Consider the following 16,104-nt stretch of genomic DNA (forward strand, 5'->3'; position numbering starts at 1 on the left):
GCTTCCCGCCCTCGCCTCCCGTCTGCCTGTCCCTATCGCTGGAGTCGCTGATGCCGACCAGCCCCGCCGCCTCCCGACTGCCCGTCCCCCACCCCGCCGCTCCGGAGGTCCGCACCGCCCCCGCTGCGGACGCCGCCCTCCCCACCGCCGACGTCGTCGTCGCCCACACCCTGCTCAACTGCCTGCTGCGCGAGGTCTCCGCGCCCGCGCACCGCACCGCCGTCGTCGGCGACCACCTGCACCTGCGGCTGCCCGCGCGGGACGTGCTGCTGCGGGTGGCGCTGCGCCGCACCTCGCTGCTGGGCGCCCACCGCTTCACCGGCCCGGTGGCGGTCCGCGCGGACGACGGCTGGCGGCCGGTCGGCTGGCGGCGGCTCGCGGAGTACGTGCGTGACGAGCTGGACGCGCGCACCGGCGTGGCCAACGAGGAGTTCGTGGCCCAGGTCGTCTCCAGCCACGAGGGCGTCACCGCGGGCCTCGCCGCCCGCCATGCCGCTCCCCGCCAAGCCCCGGAGCCCGCCACCCACCACGCCGCACCCCGGCAAGCCCCGGAGCCCGCCGCCGACCCCCGTACCGCCCGCTACCTGGAGTCCGAGCGCGCGCTGCTGTTCGGTCACCGCTTCCACCCCACGCCCAAGGCCCGTTCCGCCGACCGGAGCGCGTGGCGGCGTTACGCGCCCGAGGCGTGGGCCCGCTTCCCGCTGCGTCATCTCGCGGTCCGCGCCGACCTGGTGGCGGGGGAGTGCGCCGAGCCGGGCGCGGACGCGGCGATCGACCGGCTGCGCCCGGTCCCGGCCGGACACCGGCTGCTGCCCGTCCACCCCTGGCAGTTCGAACTGCTGGGCGAAACACCGCTGTTGCGCGCCGCGATCGCGCGCGGCGAGGTGCTGGACCTGGGCACCGGCGGGCCGTCCTTCGCGCCGACCGCGTCGGTGCGCACGCTGCACGGCGACGGCGGCTTCCTGAAGTTCAGCCTGAACGTGCGGATCACCAACTGCCTGCGAAAGAACGCCAGTTACGAGCTGTCCGGCGCGGTCGCGCTCACCCGTCTGCTGGGGCCCGCGCTGGACGACCTGACCCGCCGCTTCCCCGGCACCGGCATGCTGCGCGAGCCCGCCTACCGCTCGCTCGCACTGCCCGGCCCCGACGGGCGGCCCGACACCGGGCTGATGGAGGGCTTCGGCGTCATCGTCCGCGACGGCCTCGACGCCCATCTGGCGCCCGGCGTCACCCCGTTGCTCGCGGCGGCCGTGGCCGACGAGTACCCCACCAGCTCCGCGCACGTCTCCCGCCTGCCGGCCGCGAGCGGCGGACCGGACGCGGCCCTCGCATGGTGGTCGGCGTACCTGCGGCTGCTGCTGCCGCCGGTGCTGGCCGCCTGGTTCGACCACGGCGTCGTCCTCGAACCGCACTTGCAGAACGTGCTGATCGGGGTGGACGCCACCGGCCTGCCCCGGCAGGTGCTCTTCCGCGACCTGGAGGGCGCCAAGCTGCTGGCCTCCCGGCACGCCGCCGCGCTCGCCGCCCTCCCGGCCGACGTCGCCGGGCCCATGACGTACGACGCGCGACGCGGCTGGGACCGGGTGGTCTACTGCCTGCTGGTCAACAACGTCGCCGAGACCCTGGCCGCCCTCGCGGACCAACGGCCCGGCCTGGAAGCCGCGTTGTGGGCCGAAGTCCGCGACGTGCTGCGGGAGTCCGCCGACGCGCACGGCCGGCCGCCCGCGCTGCGCCGCCTGCTCGCCGGGGAACCGCTGCCCGCCAAGGCCAACCTGCTCACCCGCTGGCGGCGCAGCGCCGACCGCGACGCGGGCTACGTGCGGCTGCCCTCACCGCTCGCCGGTGACGTGCTGTCCGGGCGTGCGGGCGGCCCCCGATGACGCCACCCGATCTGCCGCGCGGGAGCCGCCGATGACACCGCCTCGCGCCGACCATCCCGCGCAGGAGCCCCCGATGCACTCGTCCGTCCGCGACCTCGTCACCTCCGCCTCCGCCGCCGAACTGCCCGCGTACGTCTACGACTTGTCCACGCTGCGCGACCACGCCGCAGCCGTGCGCGCCGCGCTGCCGCCCGCCGTCGAGCTGTACTACGCGGCCAAGGCCAACCCGGCCCCCGAGATCCTCACCGCGCTGCGCGAGGCCGTCACCGGGTACGAGGTGGCCTCCGGGGGCGAGCTGGCGCACGTGCGCGAGGCGGTCCCCGGCGCGCCGGTGGCGTTCGGCGGCCCGGGCAAGACGCCCGACGAGATCGCGGCGGCGCTGGCGGCGGGCACCGAGCGCTTCCACGTCGAGAGCGTCCACGAACTGCGGCTGCTGGCTGCCCTCGCCGCCCGAACGGGCCGTCACGCCCGCGTCCTGCTGCGCGTCAACCCGCCCGTGGACGGCGGCGCGCCGGACGGGGTGGCGTCCGCGCTGGAGGGGGTGGCGCTGGCGATGGGCGGGCGGCCGACGCCGTTCGGCCTCGACCCGGACGCGGTGGCCGAGTGCCTGCGGCTGCTGCGCGAGCCGGACTTCGGGAACCTGGCCCTGTGCGGCATCCACGCCCACCTGGCCAGCGGCCTGGACGCGGAAGCCCAACTCGCCCTGGCGCGGCGGATCGTGGCGTACGCGGCCGGGCTGCTCGCCACGCACCCGGTGCCGGACGCGGAGGTCAACCTCGGCGGTGGCATGGCCGTCGACTACGCCGACCCGGAACGCCGCTTCGACTGGACCGCGTTCGGCACCGGACTCGCCGAAATAGCCCGCGAAAAACCCGAGTTGACGTTGCGGATCGAGCCGGGGCGGGCGCTGACCGCGTACTGCGGCTGGTACGCGACCGAGGTGCTGGACGTCAAGCACAGCCACGGCGAGGACTTCGCCGTCCTGCGCGGCGGCACCCACCACCTGCGCACCCCCGTCACCCGGGGCCACGACCAGCCGTTCGCCCTGCTGCCGGTGGAGGCGTGGCCGCACCCCTGGCCGCGCCCGGCGACCGGCGGCGGACGGATCACGCTCGTCGGTCAACTGTGCACGCCCAAGGACGTGTTCGCCCGCCGGGTCCCGGCGACCGGGCTGCGCGCCGGGGACCGGGTCGCGTTCGCCATGGCGGGCGCGTACGCGTGGAACATCTCGCACCACGAGTTCCTGATGCACCCGCGCCCGCGCTTCCACTACGTGGGCTGACGCCGGCCCGGGCGCACACAGCCGTGCGGGGCGGGCTCCGTCCAGCCCGCCCCGCACACCCGCCGCCTGACGCGGCGTCAGCCGGTCAGCTCGTCCTCCGGGATCGTGATGACCCAGTGCGTCTCCTTGCGGGGGCGCAGGTAGAACACCCAGTACAGGGCGGCCGCCGCCGTGACCCCGGCCGTGATCAGCAGGTCCCGGGCGGTCTGCTGGGCCAGCACCCACACCAGCACGGCCAGCAGCAGCGCGGGCACGACCGGCCACAGCGGCATCCGCCACACGCCCTCGCGGCCCTTGTGCACGCCCCGGCGGCAGGCCAGCGCCGCCAGCGCCACGAACGCGTACAGCGCGGCCACGGCGACGCCCGTGACGCCGTTGAGGGTGTCGACCGGCACGAAGCAGAGAATGGCGCCGGGCACGCCGACCGCGAGCGTGGCGATCCACGGCGCGCCGAAGCGCTTGCTGAGGTTGCCGAAGGCCCGGTTGACCGGCGCGGGCCAGGCGTTGTCGCGGGCGGAGGCGTACAGCACCCGGGAGTTCTGGATGACCATCACGATGGCCGCGTTGATGATGGCCAGCGCGATGCACAGGCTGATGAAGGTGCCGACGGCGCTGTCGCTCCAGTGCTGCACCATCCCGGCGACGTCGCCGCCGGCCAGCGTGGTCAGGTCGGGGGCGCCCAGGGTGATGGCGACGACCGGGACCAGCACGACCGCGGCGCCGATCGCCAGCGTCCACAGCACGGTGCGCGAGACCGTGCGGCGCGGGTTCTCCATCTCCTCCGACAGGTACACGGCCGTCGAGAAGCCCTGGAGGATGAACAGGGCGGCGGCCAGCCCGGCGACGATCAGCCCGGCGGAGACCGGGGTGCTCGCGCCGTGCGCCCCGGCCATCACCGGGTGGATCAGCACCGACGCCGAGCGGTGGGTGTGGCTGAAGCCGAGGAAGGCCACCACGCCGGAGGCGACGACCTCCAGCACCAGGAAGATGCCGGTGATCCAGGCGTTGGCCCGCAGGTCCAGCAGGCCCATCACGGTGGCCAGCAGCATCACCGCCGCGCCCATCACCTTCGCGTCCACGTGCACGATCGGCGCGAGGTACTCGGCGGTGCCCAGCGCGATGATCGGCGGCACGATCATCACCACGATCAGCGCCTGGATGAAGACCAGCCAGCCGGAGAACCGCCCGGTGAGCGTGCCGACCATGGCGTACTCGCCGCCCGCGCTCGGGATCAGCGTGCCCAGCTCCGAGTAGCAGAAGGCGACCGCCACGCACAGCACGACGGCGATCACCAGGGTCAGCGCGGTCCCGGTGCCCAGCGAGGCGAACGAGCCCGGCACGATCACGAACAGCGACGAGGCCGGGGTCAGGCAGGAGAGGGTCAGCAGCGTGCCGCCGACCACCCCGATGGAACGGTTGAGCTTGGGCGCCTCGTGCGGCGTCGCGCCGGGCGTCGTGGCGGCCTGCCCGGTGCCGGGGGCGTCGGGGGAGGGCGGTCGCAGGATGTCGGTCATACGGCGTCCCATCGGGCTCACTGGGGCGGAAGGGTGCAGGGGAGCGCTATCGCCTCCGTAGGGCTGGCTGCTGGTGGTGCTCGGCCGCTCCCGGGACGTCATGAGACATGTGCTGTTAACAAAGCGTCAACCCCCTCTTGGCGACGGAATCCGTTGTCAAATCGCCGCAGTGCCACCGATTTGGTCGCGCGGAGGCTTGTCCGGCCGTCCGGCCGACCGGTACGGATACCGCCGTCGGCCGGTCCGGAAATCTCCCGGAAGGCGGCCCGCCGGCCCACCTGGTGGACACCGGGTCGCCAGTGAACCCTTGGCCCGGACTTGCGGCCGGACACGTAACGTTGCCAAGCTGTCGCAGTCGGTCAACCTCGATGGAGGGTCACGTGCCATTCGGTGAGCAGCCCGCGTACCTCCGCGTCGCCGACGATCTGCGCGGCAAGATCCTCGGGGGCGAGCTGGCCCCGCACACCCGGCTGCCCTCGCAGGCGAAGATCCGCCAGGAGTACGGCGTCTCGGACACCGTCGCCCTGGAGGCCCGCAAGGTGCTGATGGCCGAGGGGTTCGTCGAGGGGCGCTCCGGTTCCGGGACGTACGTGCGCGAGCGGCCCGAGCCCAAGCTGATCGCCCGCTCCGGCTACCGCCCCTCCTACGGGCCGACCCCGTTCCGGCAGGAGCAGGCCGACGAGGGGAGCAAGGGCACCTGGGAGTCGGTGAGCGTCCAGGAGGTCGCGAGCCCCGCCGTCGCCGCCCGGCTGCGGCTCCAGCCCGGCGACAAGGTGATGTCGACGCGCTACCTGTTCCGTACCGAGGGCGAGCCGATGATGCTCTCGACCTCCTGGGAGCCGCTGGCGCTGACCGGCCGCACGCCCGTGATGCTGCCCGAGGAGGGGCCGCTCGGCGGGCGGGGCGTGGTGGAGCGGATGGCCGCGCTCGACCTGGTGGTCGACCACGTCGTCGAGGAGGTCGGCGCCCGGCCCGGGCTGGCCGCCGAGACCGCCGAGCTGGGCGGCGTTCCCGGCCACGTCGTGGTGGTGGTCTGCCGTACCTTCTTCACCGGTGACCGGCCGGTCGAGACCGCCGATCTGGTGATCCCCGCCGACCGCTACCGGGTTACGTATCACCTTCCGGTGAAATAGCGTCCTGAGCGGCCGCTTTGCCATCTGATCGAAGGCGCGCGGTAGGCTGCCGGTCTGTTGTGAAGGTCACATCTCGCCGATTATCGGAACCGGATCGCCCGACTCCCCTTTACGATGCGGAGGTTTGTGCAAGGCGACGGGGAGAAGAAAGGGGAACCAACGTTTTGTCGGGTTCCAACTACCGCCGATCCCTCGGCACGGTCTCACTGACGGCCGTCGGCCTCGGATCGATCATCGGCTCCGGCTGGCTCTTCGGTGCCGCCAAGGCGGCCCACCTGGCCGGTCCCGCGGCGATCCTCGCCTGGGTGATCGGCGCCGTGGTCGCCTTGACCATCGCGCTGACCTACACCGAGCTCGGCTCGATGTTCCCCAAGGCGGGCGGCATGGTCCGCTACGGCCAGTACTCGCACGGCTCGCTCGCCGGATACCTGGCGGCCTGGGCCAACTGGATCGCCATCGTCTCGGTGATCCCCGGCGAGGCCACCGCCTCGGTGCAGTACATGGCGTCCTGGAAGTGGGCGTGGGCGAAGGGCCTGTACGACGGCAAGGAGCTGACCCTCTCCGGCGTCGCCCTCGCCAGCGTGCTGCTGATCGTCTACTTCGGGCTCAACTGGTTCGCGATCTCGCTGTTCGCCAAGACCAACACCGCGATCACCGTCTTCAAGATCGTCGTGCCCACGCTGACCGCGGTCACGCTGATGCTGTCGCACTTCGACACGCACAACCTGCACCGCGCGGGCGGCTTCGCCCCCAGCGGCTGGAGCGCGGTCTTCAACGCGGTCGCCGTCTCCGGCATCGTGTGGGCCTTCAACGGCTTCCAGTCGCCGCTGAACATGGCCGCCGAGGCCCGCGACCCGAAGAGGTCGCTGCCCAAGGCGGTCATCAGTTCCATCCTGATCGCCCTGGTCATCTACGTGGCCCTGCAGGTCGCCTTCCTGATGGCGGTCCCGGCGCACGACCTGTCCTCCGGCGGCTGGGCGGGCCTGAACTTCGACTCCCCGCTCGCGGACCTCGCGATCGCCTGGGGCATCAACTGGCTCGCCGTCACGCTCTACGCGGACGCTTTCATCTCCCCGTCCGGCACCGGCATGATCTACGCGGCGACCACGTCCCGCATGATCCACGGCGTCCAGGAGAACGGCCACCTGCCGAAGATCTTCGGCCGGGTCGACCCCAAGACCGGCGTGCCGCGCCCGGCGCTCGTGCTCAACCTGGTCGTCGCCTTCGCCTTCCTCGCCGTCTTCCGCGGCTGGGGCTCGCTGGCCGCGATCGTCTCGGTCGCCACCGTCATCTCGTACATCACCGGCCCCGTCGCGGTGATGTCGCTGCGCAGGATCGCGCCCGACCTGCCGCGGCCGGTGATGCTCAAGGCGATGCCGGTGATCGCGCCCATCGCCATGGTCTTCGGCTCGCTGGTGCTCTACTGGGCCAAGTGGCCGCTGACCGGCAAGGTCATCCTGCTGATGGCCATCGGCCTGCCGATCTGGGCCTGGTACGAGCTGCGCAAGCCGTGGGAGCAGCTCAAGCCGCACCTGAAGGCGGGCGTGTGGATGATCGCCTACCTCTTCGTGATGGCGGCCGTCTCCTACGCGGGCAGCAAGGACTACGGCGGCCGGGGCTGGATCCCGGAGGGCGTCGACCTCGGTGTCGTCGTGGTGATCGGCCTGGTCTTCTACGTCTGGGGTCTGCGCAGCGCCTGGCCGAACCCGTCGCTGGCCGAGGTGCTGCGGGAGGCGGAGGAGTCCGCCGCCGACACCGCGGGCGACGACGAGGGCGACCGCGTCGCGTCCACCGCCTGACCTCGCTCATCCGTCACCCGAAGGCCCCCGCCCGGCGTCCGCGCCGGACGGGGGCCTTCGGCGTGTCCGCACTGCCGCCCGGCCGCGCGGGGCTTCCCGGGTGGCCGTCAACTCCTGGCCGGATCACGTCCGTTCGCGGCCGAAGCGGCCCATTCGACGGCGTACGGGCGTACGCTCTGGCATATGCGGATCGCCGTTTCCTCGGACATGGATGAGCCGGTCGCCCGGGTCCTCGTCTACGAGCTGCGTCAACGCGGGCACGAGGTGTCGGTGTTCGGCGCGCTGCGCTCCGGTGACCGGGACGGCGCGGGGCGCGCGGACTGGGCCTGGTCGGCCGAGGCCGCCGCGCGCGAGGTCGCCGAGGGCCGCGCGGAACAGGCCGTCGTGTGCTGCTGGACCGGCACGGGCGCCTCGATCGCGGCCAACAAGGTGCCGGGCGTGCGGGCCGCCCTGTGCACCGACGCGTACACCGCCGACGGCGCCCGCAAGTGGAACGACGCCAACGTGCTCGCGCTGGGCCTGCGGCTGACCTCGGAACCGCAGCTGAAGGAGATCCTGGACGCCTGGTTCGCGGGCGCGGCCAGCGGCGAGGACGAGGCCCGGGCCAACGTCGCACACGTCGCCGAACTCGACGGAGCCGCCTGATGGAGGACCTCCTGTGGGCCGTCATACGTGAGGACGAGGGCGGCAACCGTTACCGCGTCGGCCGCTACGGCACCCGTGAGGAGGCCGAGCGGGTGGCCCGCCGCTTCGACGACGGCGCGGACGACCGCCGCTACGTGGTCGAACGCGTCGACCAGCGCCGGGCCTCCTGAGGCCGTCGGGGTCCGCCGGGTCCGTCGAGTCCTCGGGCGCGCCCGTAGAGTGGGCGCATGACGACGCGCGTGGTGGTGGGCGGCGCGGTGCTGCGCGAGGGCCGGCTGCTGGCCGCGCGCCGCAGCGCCCCCGCCGAACTGGCCGGCCGCTGGGAGCTGCCCGGCGGCAAGGTGGAACCGGGGGAGACCCCGCCGCAGGCCCTGGTGCGCGAGCTGCGCGAGGAACTCGGCGTGACCGCCGAGCCGGTCGAGCGGATCCCCGGCGCCTGGCCGCTGCGCCCGGGCCTGGAACTGCACGTGTGGACGGTGCGGCTGACCGCCGGTGAGCCCGAGCCGCTCCAGGACCACGACGCGTTGCGCTGGCTGACCCCGGACGAGGCGGACGACGTCGACTGGCTCGACCAGGACCGCCCCGCCGTCGCCGAGGTGGCCGGACGGCTGGCGGCCGCCCGAGGCCGCTGAACGGGTCAGTCCCCCGTGCCCGCGCGCGTATACTGCGCTGATCATGGGGTTACGGGCAACTTGCCCCGTATGTCCGTTCCTGGGAGGTGCGCGGGATGACCACCGGGCCCGACGCGCCCCCGCCGCCCGACGCGAGCGGTGAGCTGACGGGGGGCCTGCTGGACGCCCTGCGCGTCGGCATCGTCATGATGGACACCCGCGGCCGGGTGGTGCTGTGGTCGCCGCTGGCCGAGGAGATGCTCGGCTGGGCCGGGGAGCACATCGTCGGGCGCCGCATCGAGCACATCATCGAACCCTGGCGGTCCGCGGCCGATGCCGCCGACACCGCCGGGGACGCCGCGAGCCGGTCCGGCCCGCCGGGCACCGAGCCGGGACGCGGCCTCGCCGACCGGGTGCTCGCCGAGCTGATGCGGGCCGGGCGCTGGGGCGGCGTGCTGCCGATGCGCCACCGCGACGGGCACACCCTCCAGGTCGAGGTGCGCGCCTCGCTGCTGGTCGACGGCGACGGCAAGCCGTTCGTGCTGGCCTCGCTCGCCGACACCCGGCTGCTGCGCGGCCTGGAGCACGACCTCGCCGTGGTCGACGCGGTCTTCGACACCGCCGCCCTCGGCATCGCCATCTTCGACACGGACCTGCGCTACGTGCGGGTCAACCGGGCACTGGCCCGGATGAACGGCCTGACGGTCGAGGAGCACCTCGGACACACCGTCAAGGAGGTCAGGCCCGGCCGCCCCGGCGAGGAACTGACCATGGTGCAGCGCGAGGTGCTCACCACCGGCCGCACGGTGGTGGACCTGCTGGTCCCCGGCCCCGACGGCGACGGCTACCGGTCGACCTCGTACAGCAGGATCACCGACCGCTCCGGGCGGGTGCTGGGCATCTCCTGCGTGGTCATGGACGTCACCGACCGCTTCATGGCCTCCGCCAAGGTCGAGCGCACCCGCCACCGGCTCGCCGTGCTCAGCGACGTCGGGGGCGTGCTGTCGGAGCTGATGGACGTCGACCGCAGGGCGCAGTCGCTGGCCGAGGCGCTGGTGCCCGGGTTCTGCGACTACGCGGGCGTGCTGGTGGCCCAGGACATGGCGGCGGGCGGCGACCTGCCCCGCGAGCCGTTGCGGGGCGGCACCCCGCTGATCCTGCTCGGCGTCGCCACCGGGCCCGACCAGGCCGAGGTGGCCGCGTTGCTGCGCCCCGGCGGGCGGCTGAGCTTCCCCGAGGGCTCGCCGCTGTCCGACGTGCTGGCGGGCGGCCCCGCGTGGTTCGCCGAGACCCCGGCCGACCTGCGCGGCGGCGCGTTCTCCCCGGTCGGCGACCCGCGCATCAAGGCCGCACTCGACCTGGGCGTCGGTTCGCTGCTCGCGGTGCCGCTGCGCGCCAGGGACGTGGTGCTGGGGCTGCTGATCGTCGGCCGCGCGATCTCCCGCGACCCGTTCGACGCCGACGACCTGGCGCTCGCCTACGAACTCGCCGACCGCGCGGGCGCCGCCCTGGACAACGCCCGGCTGTACGCCCGCGAGCGGGAGGGCGCCTTGATGATCCAGCGCAGCCTGCTGCCGCAGCGGGTGCCGCGGCTGCCCGGCGTGGAGGTCGCGTTCCGCTACCTGCCGGGCTCCACCGGCGCGGAGGCGGGCGGCGACTGGTTCGACGTGGTGCCGCTGGCCGGGGGCCGGGTGGCGCTGGTGGTCGGCGACGTGATGGGCCACGGGCTGCGGGCGGCGGCCACCATGGGACGGCTGCGCACCGCGGTGCGCACCCTGGCGGGCCTGGACATGGCGCCGGACGAACTGCTGCGCAGGATCAACGACCTGTCGGAGGACTTCGCGCCCGGCCCCGACGAGCCGATGATGGCCACCTTCGTCTACGCCGTCTACGACCCCTCCACCCGCACCTGCGTCGTCGCCACCGCCGGTCACCTGCCGCCGCTGCTGCTGGACCCCGGCGCGTCCGGCGAGCGGCGGGTACGGCAGGTCGAGGTGCCCGCCAACACCCCGATCGGGGTCTTCGCGGTGGAGTTCGAGTCCGCCGAGGTGGAGGTGCCGGACGGCGCCGTGCTGGTGCTCTACACCGACGGCCTGGTCGAGCGGCGCGGCGAGGACATCACGGAAGGCGTCGACCGGCTGCGGGCGATCCTCGGCCGCCCGTACGACTTCCTGGAGGACGTCTGCGACGACGCGCTCGCCGAACTGGTCCCGGACCGCGAGCCGGACGACGTGGCGCTGATGGCGGTGCGGCTCGGCGGGCTGCCGGAGGGCTCCACCATGGCCTGGACCTTTCCCGCCGAACCCAGCGCGGTGCGGCGGGCGCGCCACCACGTGCGCACCACACTCGCCGGGTGGGAGTTGAGCGCGCTGAGCGATGTGACCGTACTCCTCGTCAGCGAACTGGTGACCAACTCGCTGCGGCACGCGCACGGGCCGATCGGGGTCCGCATGGTGCGCGGCGCCTCGCTGCTGGTCGAGGTCTCCGATCCGCTGCCGGACCCGCCCCGGGCGAGGACGGCGGCGGACGACGACGAAGGAGGGCGTGGCATGCACCTGGTGGCCCGGGCCTCGCGCCGCTGGGGGACCCGTCAGGGGCCGCTGGGCAAGACGGTGTGGTTCGAACTGGCGTTGACGGGTAGTTGATCCGGCTGATGCCGCTGGTCGAGCCGAGATCATGCTGTGATCGGCTGGACCGTTTTTCCGACGATGTCAGTGCCGAATACTGCGTTGGTACTGGATACTCGGAAGCGGCTGGTCCGGGTCCTGTGAAGCTCCGGGGGACCTCCCCGGGCCCCAGATACGGAGGGGTCGTGCGCTGCATACGCTCCGGTGGAGGTTGCTCCGCCGTACCGCGCGAAGATGCCGCCTGCCGGGCGGGGGCGGTCCATGCCTGACCTCCCGCGGCCCAGGGACACCCACGCGGCTGATCCGGGCGGCTCGGCGGTACGGGGTGCCGCGCCGCGTCAAGTCTCCGTCCCCGCCTACGAGATCGCGACCTTCGAGGCGATTTTCGGCCAGTCGTCGATGGGCCTGTTCCTCGCCGACGCCGACCTGAGGCTCTTCCGCGTCAACGAGCGCTTCGCCCAGGTCTACGGCCGTCCCGCCGAGGACTACCCGGGCCGCACCCCGCACGACTTCCTGCCGCGCGTCGAGGCCGACCGGCTGACCGCCGCGCTGCGCCAGGTGCTCGACAGCGGCGAACCGGTGCTCGACATGCAGGTCGTCGGCTCCAGCCCGGTGCACCGCGGCCGCCGCCGCTTCTCGATCTCGCTGTACCGGCTGCACGACGCCGACGGCGCGGTCATCGGGGTCGCCGGGGTCGCCACCGACGTGACGACGGCCCAGCGGGCGGAGCGGGAGGCCGCGCACACCCGGCGCGACCTGGCCCTGCTCAACGAGGCGGGCGCCCGGATCGGCAACTCGCTGGACCTGGAGACCACCGCCCGCCAGTTGCTCGACGTCGCCGTGCCGCACTTCTGCGACCTGGCCGCCGTCGACCTGTACAAGGCGCTGCTGTCCGGCGACGAGGACCCGGTCGGCACCGGGGACGGCAGCGCGGAGCTGCGCCGGGTCGCCGGTGCGTCGGCGGTCTCCGGCGGCCCGGAGGAACTCGGCGGCGACGAGGGCGACAGCGCGGTGCCGGTCGGCGCCGTGCACCGCTACGCGTTCGGCTCGGTGGCCGCCAGGGCGCTGCGCACCGGGCAGGTGCAGTCGGTCAGCACCTCCGACGCGGCCGACGACCAGCCGGACATGGCGGACGGCGCCTCGGGCGGCGTGGTGCGCTCCACGCTGGTGGTCCCGATGGTCGGCCGGGACACCGTGCTGGGCGTCGTCCACTTCTCCCGCGCCAAGGGCAGCGAGCCCTTCGGCGAACGCGACGTGTCGCTCGCCGCGGAACTCACCGCCCGCGCCGCGGTCTGCATCGACAACGCCCGCCTGTACCGGCGCGAGCACGAACGCGCCCTGCTGCTCCAGCGCAGCCTGCTGCCGCCGGGCAACCCGGAGGCGGCCGGCCTCGACATCGCCTGCCGCTACCTGCCCGGCAACGCCGCGGCCGAGGTGGGCGGCGACTGGTTCGACGTCATCGACCTGCCCGGGCACCGCACCGCGCTGGTCGTCGGCGACGTGATGGGCCGCGGCCTGCGCGCCGCCGTCGCGATGGGCGAACTGCGCACCGCCGTGCGCACGCTGGCGCTGCTCGACCTCGAACCGGTCGAGGTCCTCAGCCAGTTGGACGAGATCGCCCGCGGCCTGTCCGACCCCTCGGTGGGCCGCAGCCGCCGCGGCAAGGACCGCGACGCCGACGACCTGGCCGAGGTCTACCTCGCCACGTGCGTCTACGCCGTCTACGACGCGGTCACCCGCCGGGTGACGATCGCCAACGCGGGCCATCTGCCGCCGGTCGTCCTCCAGCCCGGCGACCAGGCGCTGATGCTGGACGTGCCGCACGGCCTGCCGCTCGGCGTCGGCGGCGAGCCCTTCGAGGAGGTCGAGGTCGAACTCCCCGACGGCGCCCTGCTCGCCCTCTACACCGACGGCCTGGTGGAGTCCCGGCACCACGCGCTGGACGAGGGCCTGGACGCCCTGCGCGCCGCGCTGACCGGGGCGGCGCTGCCGCTGGAGGACGCCTGCGACCACGTGCTGGCCGAACTGGACACCCAGCACGGCGAGGACGACGTGGCGCTGCTGATGGCCCGGGTGCGGGGGCTGCCCGCCGACGCGGTGGGGGACTGGACGCTGCCGCCGCAGGGACAGTCGGTCGCGCAGGCCCGCGAACTGGCCCGCGCCCGCCTGGAGGGCTGGGGCCTGGGCGAACTCGTCGACACCACCGAGCTGTTGGTGAGCGAACTGGTCACCAACGCGCTGCGGCACGGCAAGGGCGACATCCGGCTGCGGCTGCTGCTGGATCGCACGCTGGTGTGCGAGGTGTGGGACTCCGGGCTGGTGCAGCCGCGCCGCCGCCGGGCCCGCGACACCGACGAGGGCGGCCGCGGCCTGCAACTCGTCAGCCTGCTCAGCCGCAGCTGGGGCAGCCGCCGTACCCCGCACGGCAAGACGGTCTGGTTCGAACTCACCCTCCCTGACGGCAAGTCGAAGGCCCCGGACCTGGCCGAGGCCCTGCTGAGCATGTACTGACGGGACCCGGCGCACTCCGCGCCTGCTTCACAGGACATGGAGTCAGCTGAGCGTGGGCAGCTCCCAACCAGGACCGTCCTCGGCGCGCCACCAAACGCGCTGGCGATCGCGGGTGATGGTGAGTCCGAAGTCGGCGCGGCACGGCGCGGTGGGAAACAGGGTGTCGAGCTTCTCGACCACGTCCCACAGGCGACGTGGGCCGGTCTGCCGGACCGAACCGTCGATGCCCGCTTTGGCGGTCGAGCCGTCCGGCGTCCAGATGCCCACCGCCGTGTCGGTGCCTGCGTCGTCGTACCAGGTGCACGTGTTGTGGCTGGGGAGGGCCAGTGACAACGGGAAGGCCAGCCGGTCCAGCAGGCCTGTGACGGATACCGATGTCGTTGTGGGCGAGACCTTGTCGAGCACATCGAACAGTGGTCCGGCCGCGTCCTCTCGCCGGGGCATGAAGCAGGCGCCGTCCGGCAGGAACCTGCCGTGGACCCGGTCGTTCTCGACAGTGATCCGCACCAGACCCCAGCCGATCGGCGCGACCATCACCGCTTCGTCGGCGCACTGCTCGACCCATGCCCAGGGAATCGCCCGCATACGGCAGGTGGTGATGAAACGGTCGTACGGGCCGTGCTCGGGCAGGCCCGCGACGCCGTCTCCGGTATGCACAAGGGGGTGGTAGCCCGCCAACGTGAGATGCGCGACCGCGGCTCGCGTCAGCTCCGGGTCCACATCGACAGTGGTCACACCGGCATCGCCGAAGCGATGGGCGAGGAGCGCGGCGTTCCAGCCCGTCCCGGTGCCGCATTCGTAGACGCGATGGCCAGGCCGGATGTCGAGAGCTTCGAGCATGGTGAGCATCAGGCTCGGCTCACTGGAGGACGACGTGGGCTCGTCACCGTCGCGCTGGGTGGTCAGGGCGCGATCGGAGTAGACAGTGGAAAGGTAGGCGTCGTCGTTCGGCCCGATCCGGCTCCAGCGGTAGTTCGCGTCCTGAGTGTGGAACTCGGGTACGAACAGGTGCCGGGGCACCTCCCTCACCGCCTTCACCCACGCCGGGTCGTGCCCGGCGGCCTCAAGGTTCGCGGCGAGTTCTCCGCGCAGCGTACGGGCGAGTTCCGCGTCGACGGCCGTGGTCATACGAAGGCTCCTTGGAGCAGGGAGGCGTGCGCCTCGGCGATCGGAAGGTTCGTGGCAGCGGCGATGAACTGCCACTGGCCGGCGGGGTTGCACTCGAAGAACACCCACTTCCCACCCGGGGTCACGGCGAAGTCGAAGGCGCCGTAGTTGATGCGATAGCCGGCCATGAACCGCCGCACGCTGTCGGCGACGGCATCGGGAAGGGCCACGGGTTCGTAATCGAGTGCGTCGTAGTCGCTGCGCCAGTCGACGCGCGCTGCGGCGCTGCGGGCGTGGATGGCCACGGGGAACATCTGATCGCCCACGACGGTCAGCCGTACTTCGTACGCCTTCGGCACCCACTCCTGAAGCAGGTGCGCCGTCAACTCGATCGACTCGTCCAGTTCGTTCGGCTCCAGTCGCCGGGTCGGCAGGATCATCAGCGGTCTGCCGGGCAACGTGATCGACGCGGAGGCGACTGGTTTGCACACCAACGGGCCACCGATGCCGATGGCCCAGCGCCGGGCATGAGCAAGGTCGTTGGTGATCAGAGTGCGAGGGACCGGCAGCCCGGCCGCGGTGGCCGCGGCCAGTTGCCCGGGTTTGTGTGCGCAGGAGCGGTAGACGTCGGGGTGGTGCATCCAGACCACTGGTAAGGACGAGAGGACCTGGACCATGCCGACAACGGCCTGCGCCCGCGCCCAGGCCCGGTAGGCGGCGGGGATTTGCGGTTCCAAGCCGGGCAGGCCGGGCCTGCGGTAGTAGACGGCCCGGACCTCCTCCAACCGTGTGGCGCGGATACCGGCAGCGAGTTCCCCGTGCCAGCCACTGGCCCCGGCGTCATGCTCAGCCGACAACGTGATCCCGCGCGGGAAGTCCGCGAGGTCGAACCGCATGACCGCGGCCCCTTGGTCGACGAGAGCCTGCACGACGAGATCGGCGGTCGGATCGAGTGCTTCGGTGACCACCAGGACCCGGTTGCGCGGCGCCGTCAC

12 protein-coding genes are annotated in these 16,104 nt (G+C 73.1%); 9 read left to right on the forward strand and 3 right to left on the reverse strand.

The annotated features are described in order from the left end of the window. Window positions 1–50 precede the first annotated feature (50 nt). The gene (locus K7472_RS04460) at window positions 51–1,880 is read left to right on the forward strand and encodes an IucA/IucC family protein (protein ID WP_222974053.1); all 1,830 of its coding nucleotides are present in this window, start codon (window positions 51–53) and stop codon (window positions 1,878–1,880) included. A gap of 73 nt (window positions 1,881–1,953) precedes the next feature. Beyond that, window positions 1,954–3,162: a type III PLP-dependent enzyme gene (locus tag K7472_RS04465; protein WP_222974055.1), complete on the forward strand. Its 1,209-nt coding sequence runs from the start codon at window positions 1,954–1,956 to the stop codon at window positions 3,160–3,162. Between the two features lie 77 nt (window positions 3,163–3,239). Here K7472_RS04465 and K7472_RS04470 read toward each other — a convergent pair whose 3' ends face one another. Then, window positions 3,240–4,676 (reverse strand): APC family permease, encoded by a 1,437-nt coding sequence (locus K7472_RS04470; protein WP_222974057.1) that lies wholly within the window; start codon window positions 4,674–4,676, stop codon window positions 3,240–3,242. Window positions 4,677–5,056: 380 nt separating this feature from the next. On the opposite strand from K7472_RS04470, the gene K7472_RS04475 reads away from it, so the two are divergent. The 7 genes from K7472_RS04475 (at window position 5,057) to K7472_RS04505 (ending at window position 14,002) form a co-directional block, all read left to right on the forward strand. Beyond that, on the forward strand, window positions 5,057–5,809 hold the full coding sequence (locus K7472_RS04475) for a GntR family transcriptional regulator (RefSeq protein WP_222974059.1): 753 nt from the start codon (window positions 5,057–5,059) through the stop codon (window positions 5,807–5,809). 164 nt (window positions 5,810–5,973) lie between these two features. Continuing rightward, window positions 5,974–7,608 carry an APC family permease gene (locus K7472_RS04480; RefSeq protein WP_222974061.1) on the forward strand — a complete coding sequence of 545 codons (1,635 nt, stop codon included), beginning with the start codon at window positions 5,974–5,976 and terminating at the stop codon, window positions 7,606–7,608. 183 nt (window positions 7,609–7,791) lie between these two features. Next, window positions 7,792–8,253, forward strand: coding sequence for an RpiB/LacA/LacB family sugar-phosphate isomerase (locus K7472_RS04485; protein WP_222974063.1), 462 nt, complete (start codon window positions 7,792–7,794; stop codon window positions 8,251–8,253). Continuing rightward, window positions 8,253–8,423 carry an SPOR domain-containing protein gene (locus K7472_RS04490; RefSeq protein ID WP_222974065.1) on the forward strand — a complete coding sequence of 57 codons (171 nt, stop codon included), beginning with the start codon at window positions 8,253–8,255 and terminating at the stop codon, window positions 8,421–8,423. The genes K7472_RS04485 and K7472_RS04490 overlap by 1 nt, the downstream gene beginning before the upstream one ends. Before the next feature lie 57 nt (window positions 8,424–8,480). Continuing rightward, a complete protein-coding gene (locus tag K7472_RS04495; RefSeq protein ID WP_222974067.1) occupies window positions 8,481–8,885 on the forward strand; it encodes a (deoxy)nucleoside triphosphate pyrophosphohydrolase in 405 nt (134 codons plus the stop codon). A gap of 95 nt (window positions 8,886–8,980) precedes the next feature. After that, entirely contained in the window at window positions 8,981–11,509 is a 2,529-nt protein-coding gene (locus K7472_RS04500) for a SpoIIE family protein phosphatase (protein WP_222974069.1), read from the forward strand. Between the two features lie 243 nt (window positions 11,510–11,752). Continuing rightward, window positions 11,753–14,002 carry a SpoIIE family protein phosphatase gene (locus tag K7472_RS04505; RefSeq protein ID WP_308013770.1) on the forward strand — a complete coding sequence of 750 codons (2,250 nt, stop codon included), beginning with the start codon at window positions 11,753–11,755 and terminating at the stop codon, window positions 14,000–14,002. Between the two features lie 42 nt (window positions 14,003–14,044). Here the strand turns inward: K7472_RS04505 and K7472_RS04510 are convergent, their stop codons facing one another. Together K7472_RS04510 and tgmB are read right to left on the reverse strand one after the other, a co-directional pair. Further along, window positions 14,045–15,130: a methyltransferase domain-containing protein gene (locus K7472_RS04510; protein ID WP_222974071.1), complete on the reverse strand. Its 1,086-nt coding sequence runs from the start codon at window positions 15,128–15,130 to the stop codon at window positions 14,045–14,047. Beyond that, entirely contained in the window at window positions 15,127–16,104 is a 978-nt protein-coding gene (gene tgmB, locus K7472_RS04515) for an ATP-grasp ribosomal peptide maturase (RefSeq protein ID WP_222974073.1), read from the reverse strand. Before tgmB ends, K7472_RS04510 begins: the two co-directional genes overlap by 4 nt.

This window comes from Streptantibioticus parmotrematis (assembly GCF_019890615.1).
In the GTDB taxonomy this organism is placed as follows: Bacteria; Actinomycetota; Actinomycetes; order Streptomycetales; family Streptomycetaceae; genus Streptantibioticus_D; species Streptantibioticus_D parmotrematis.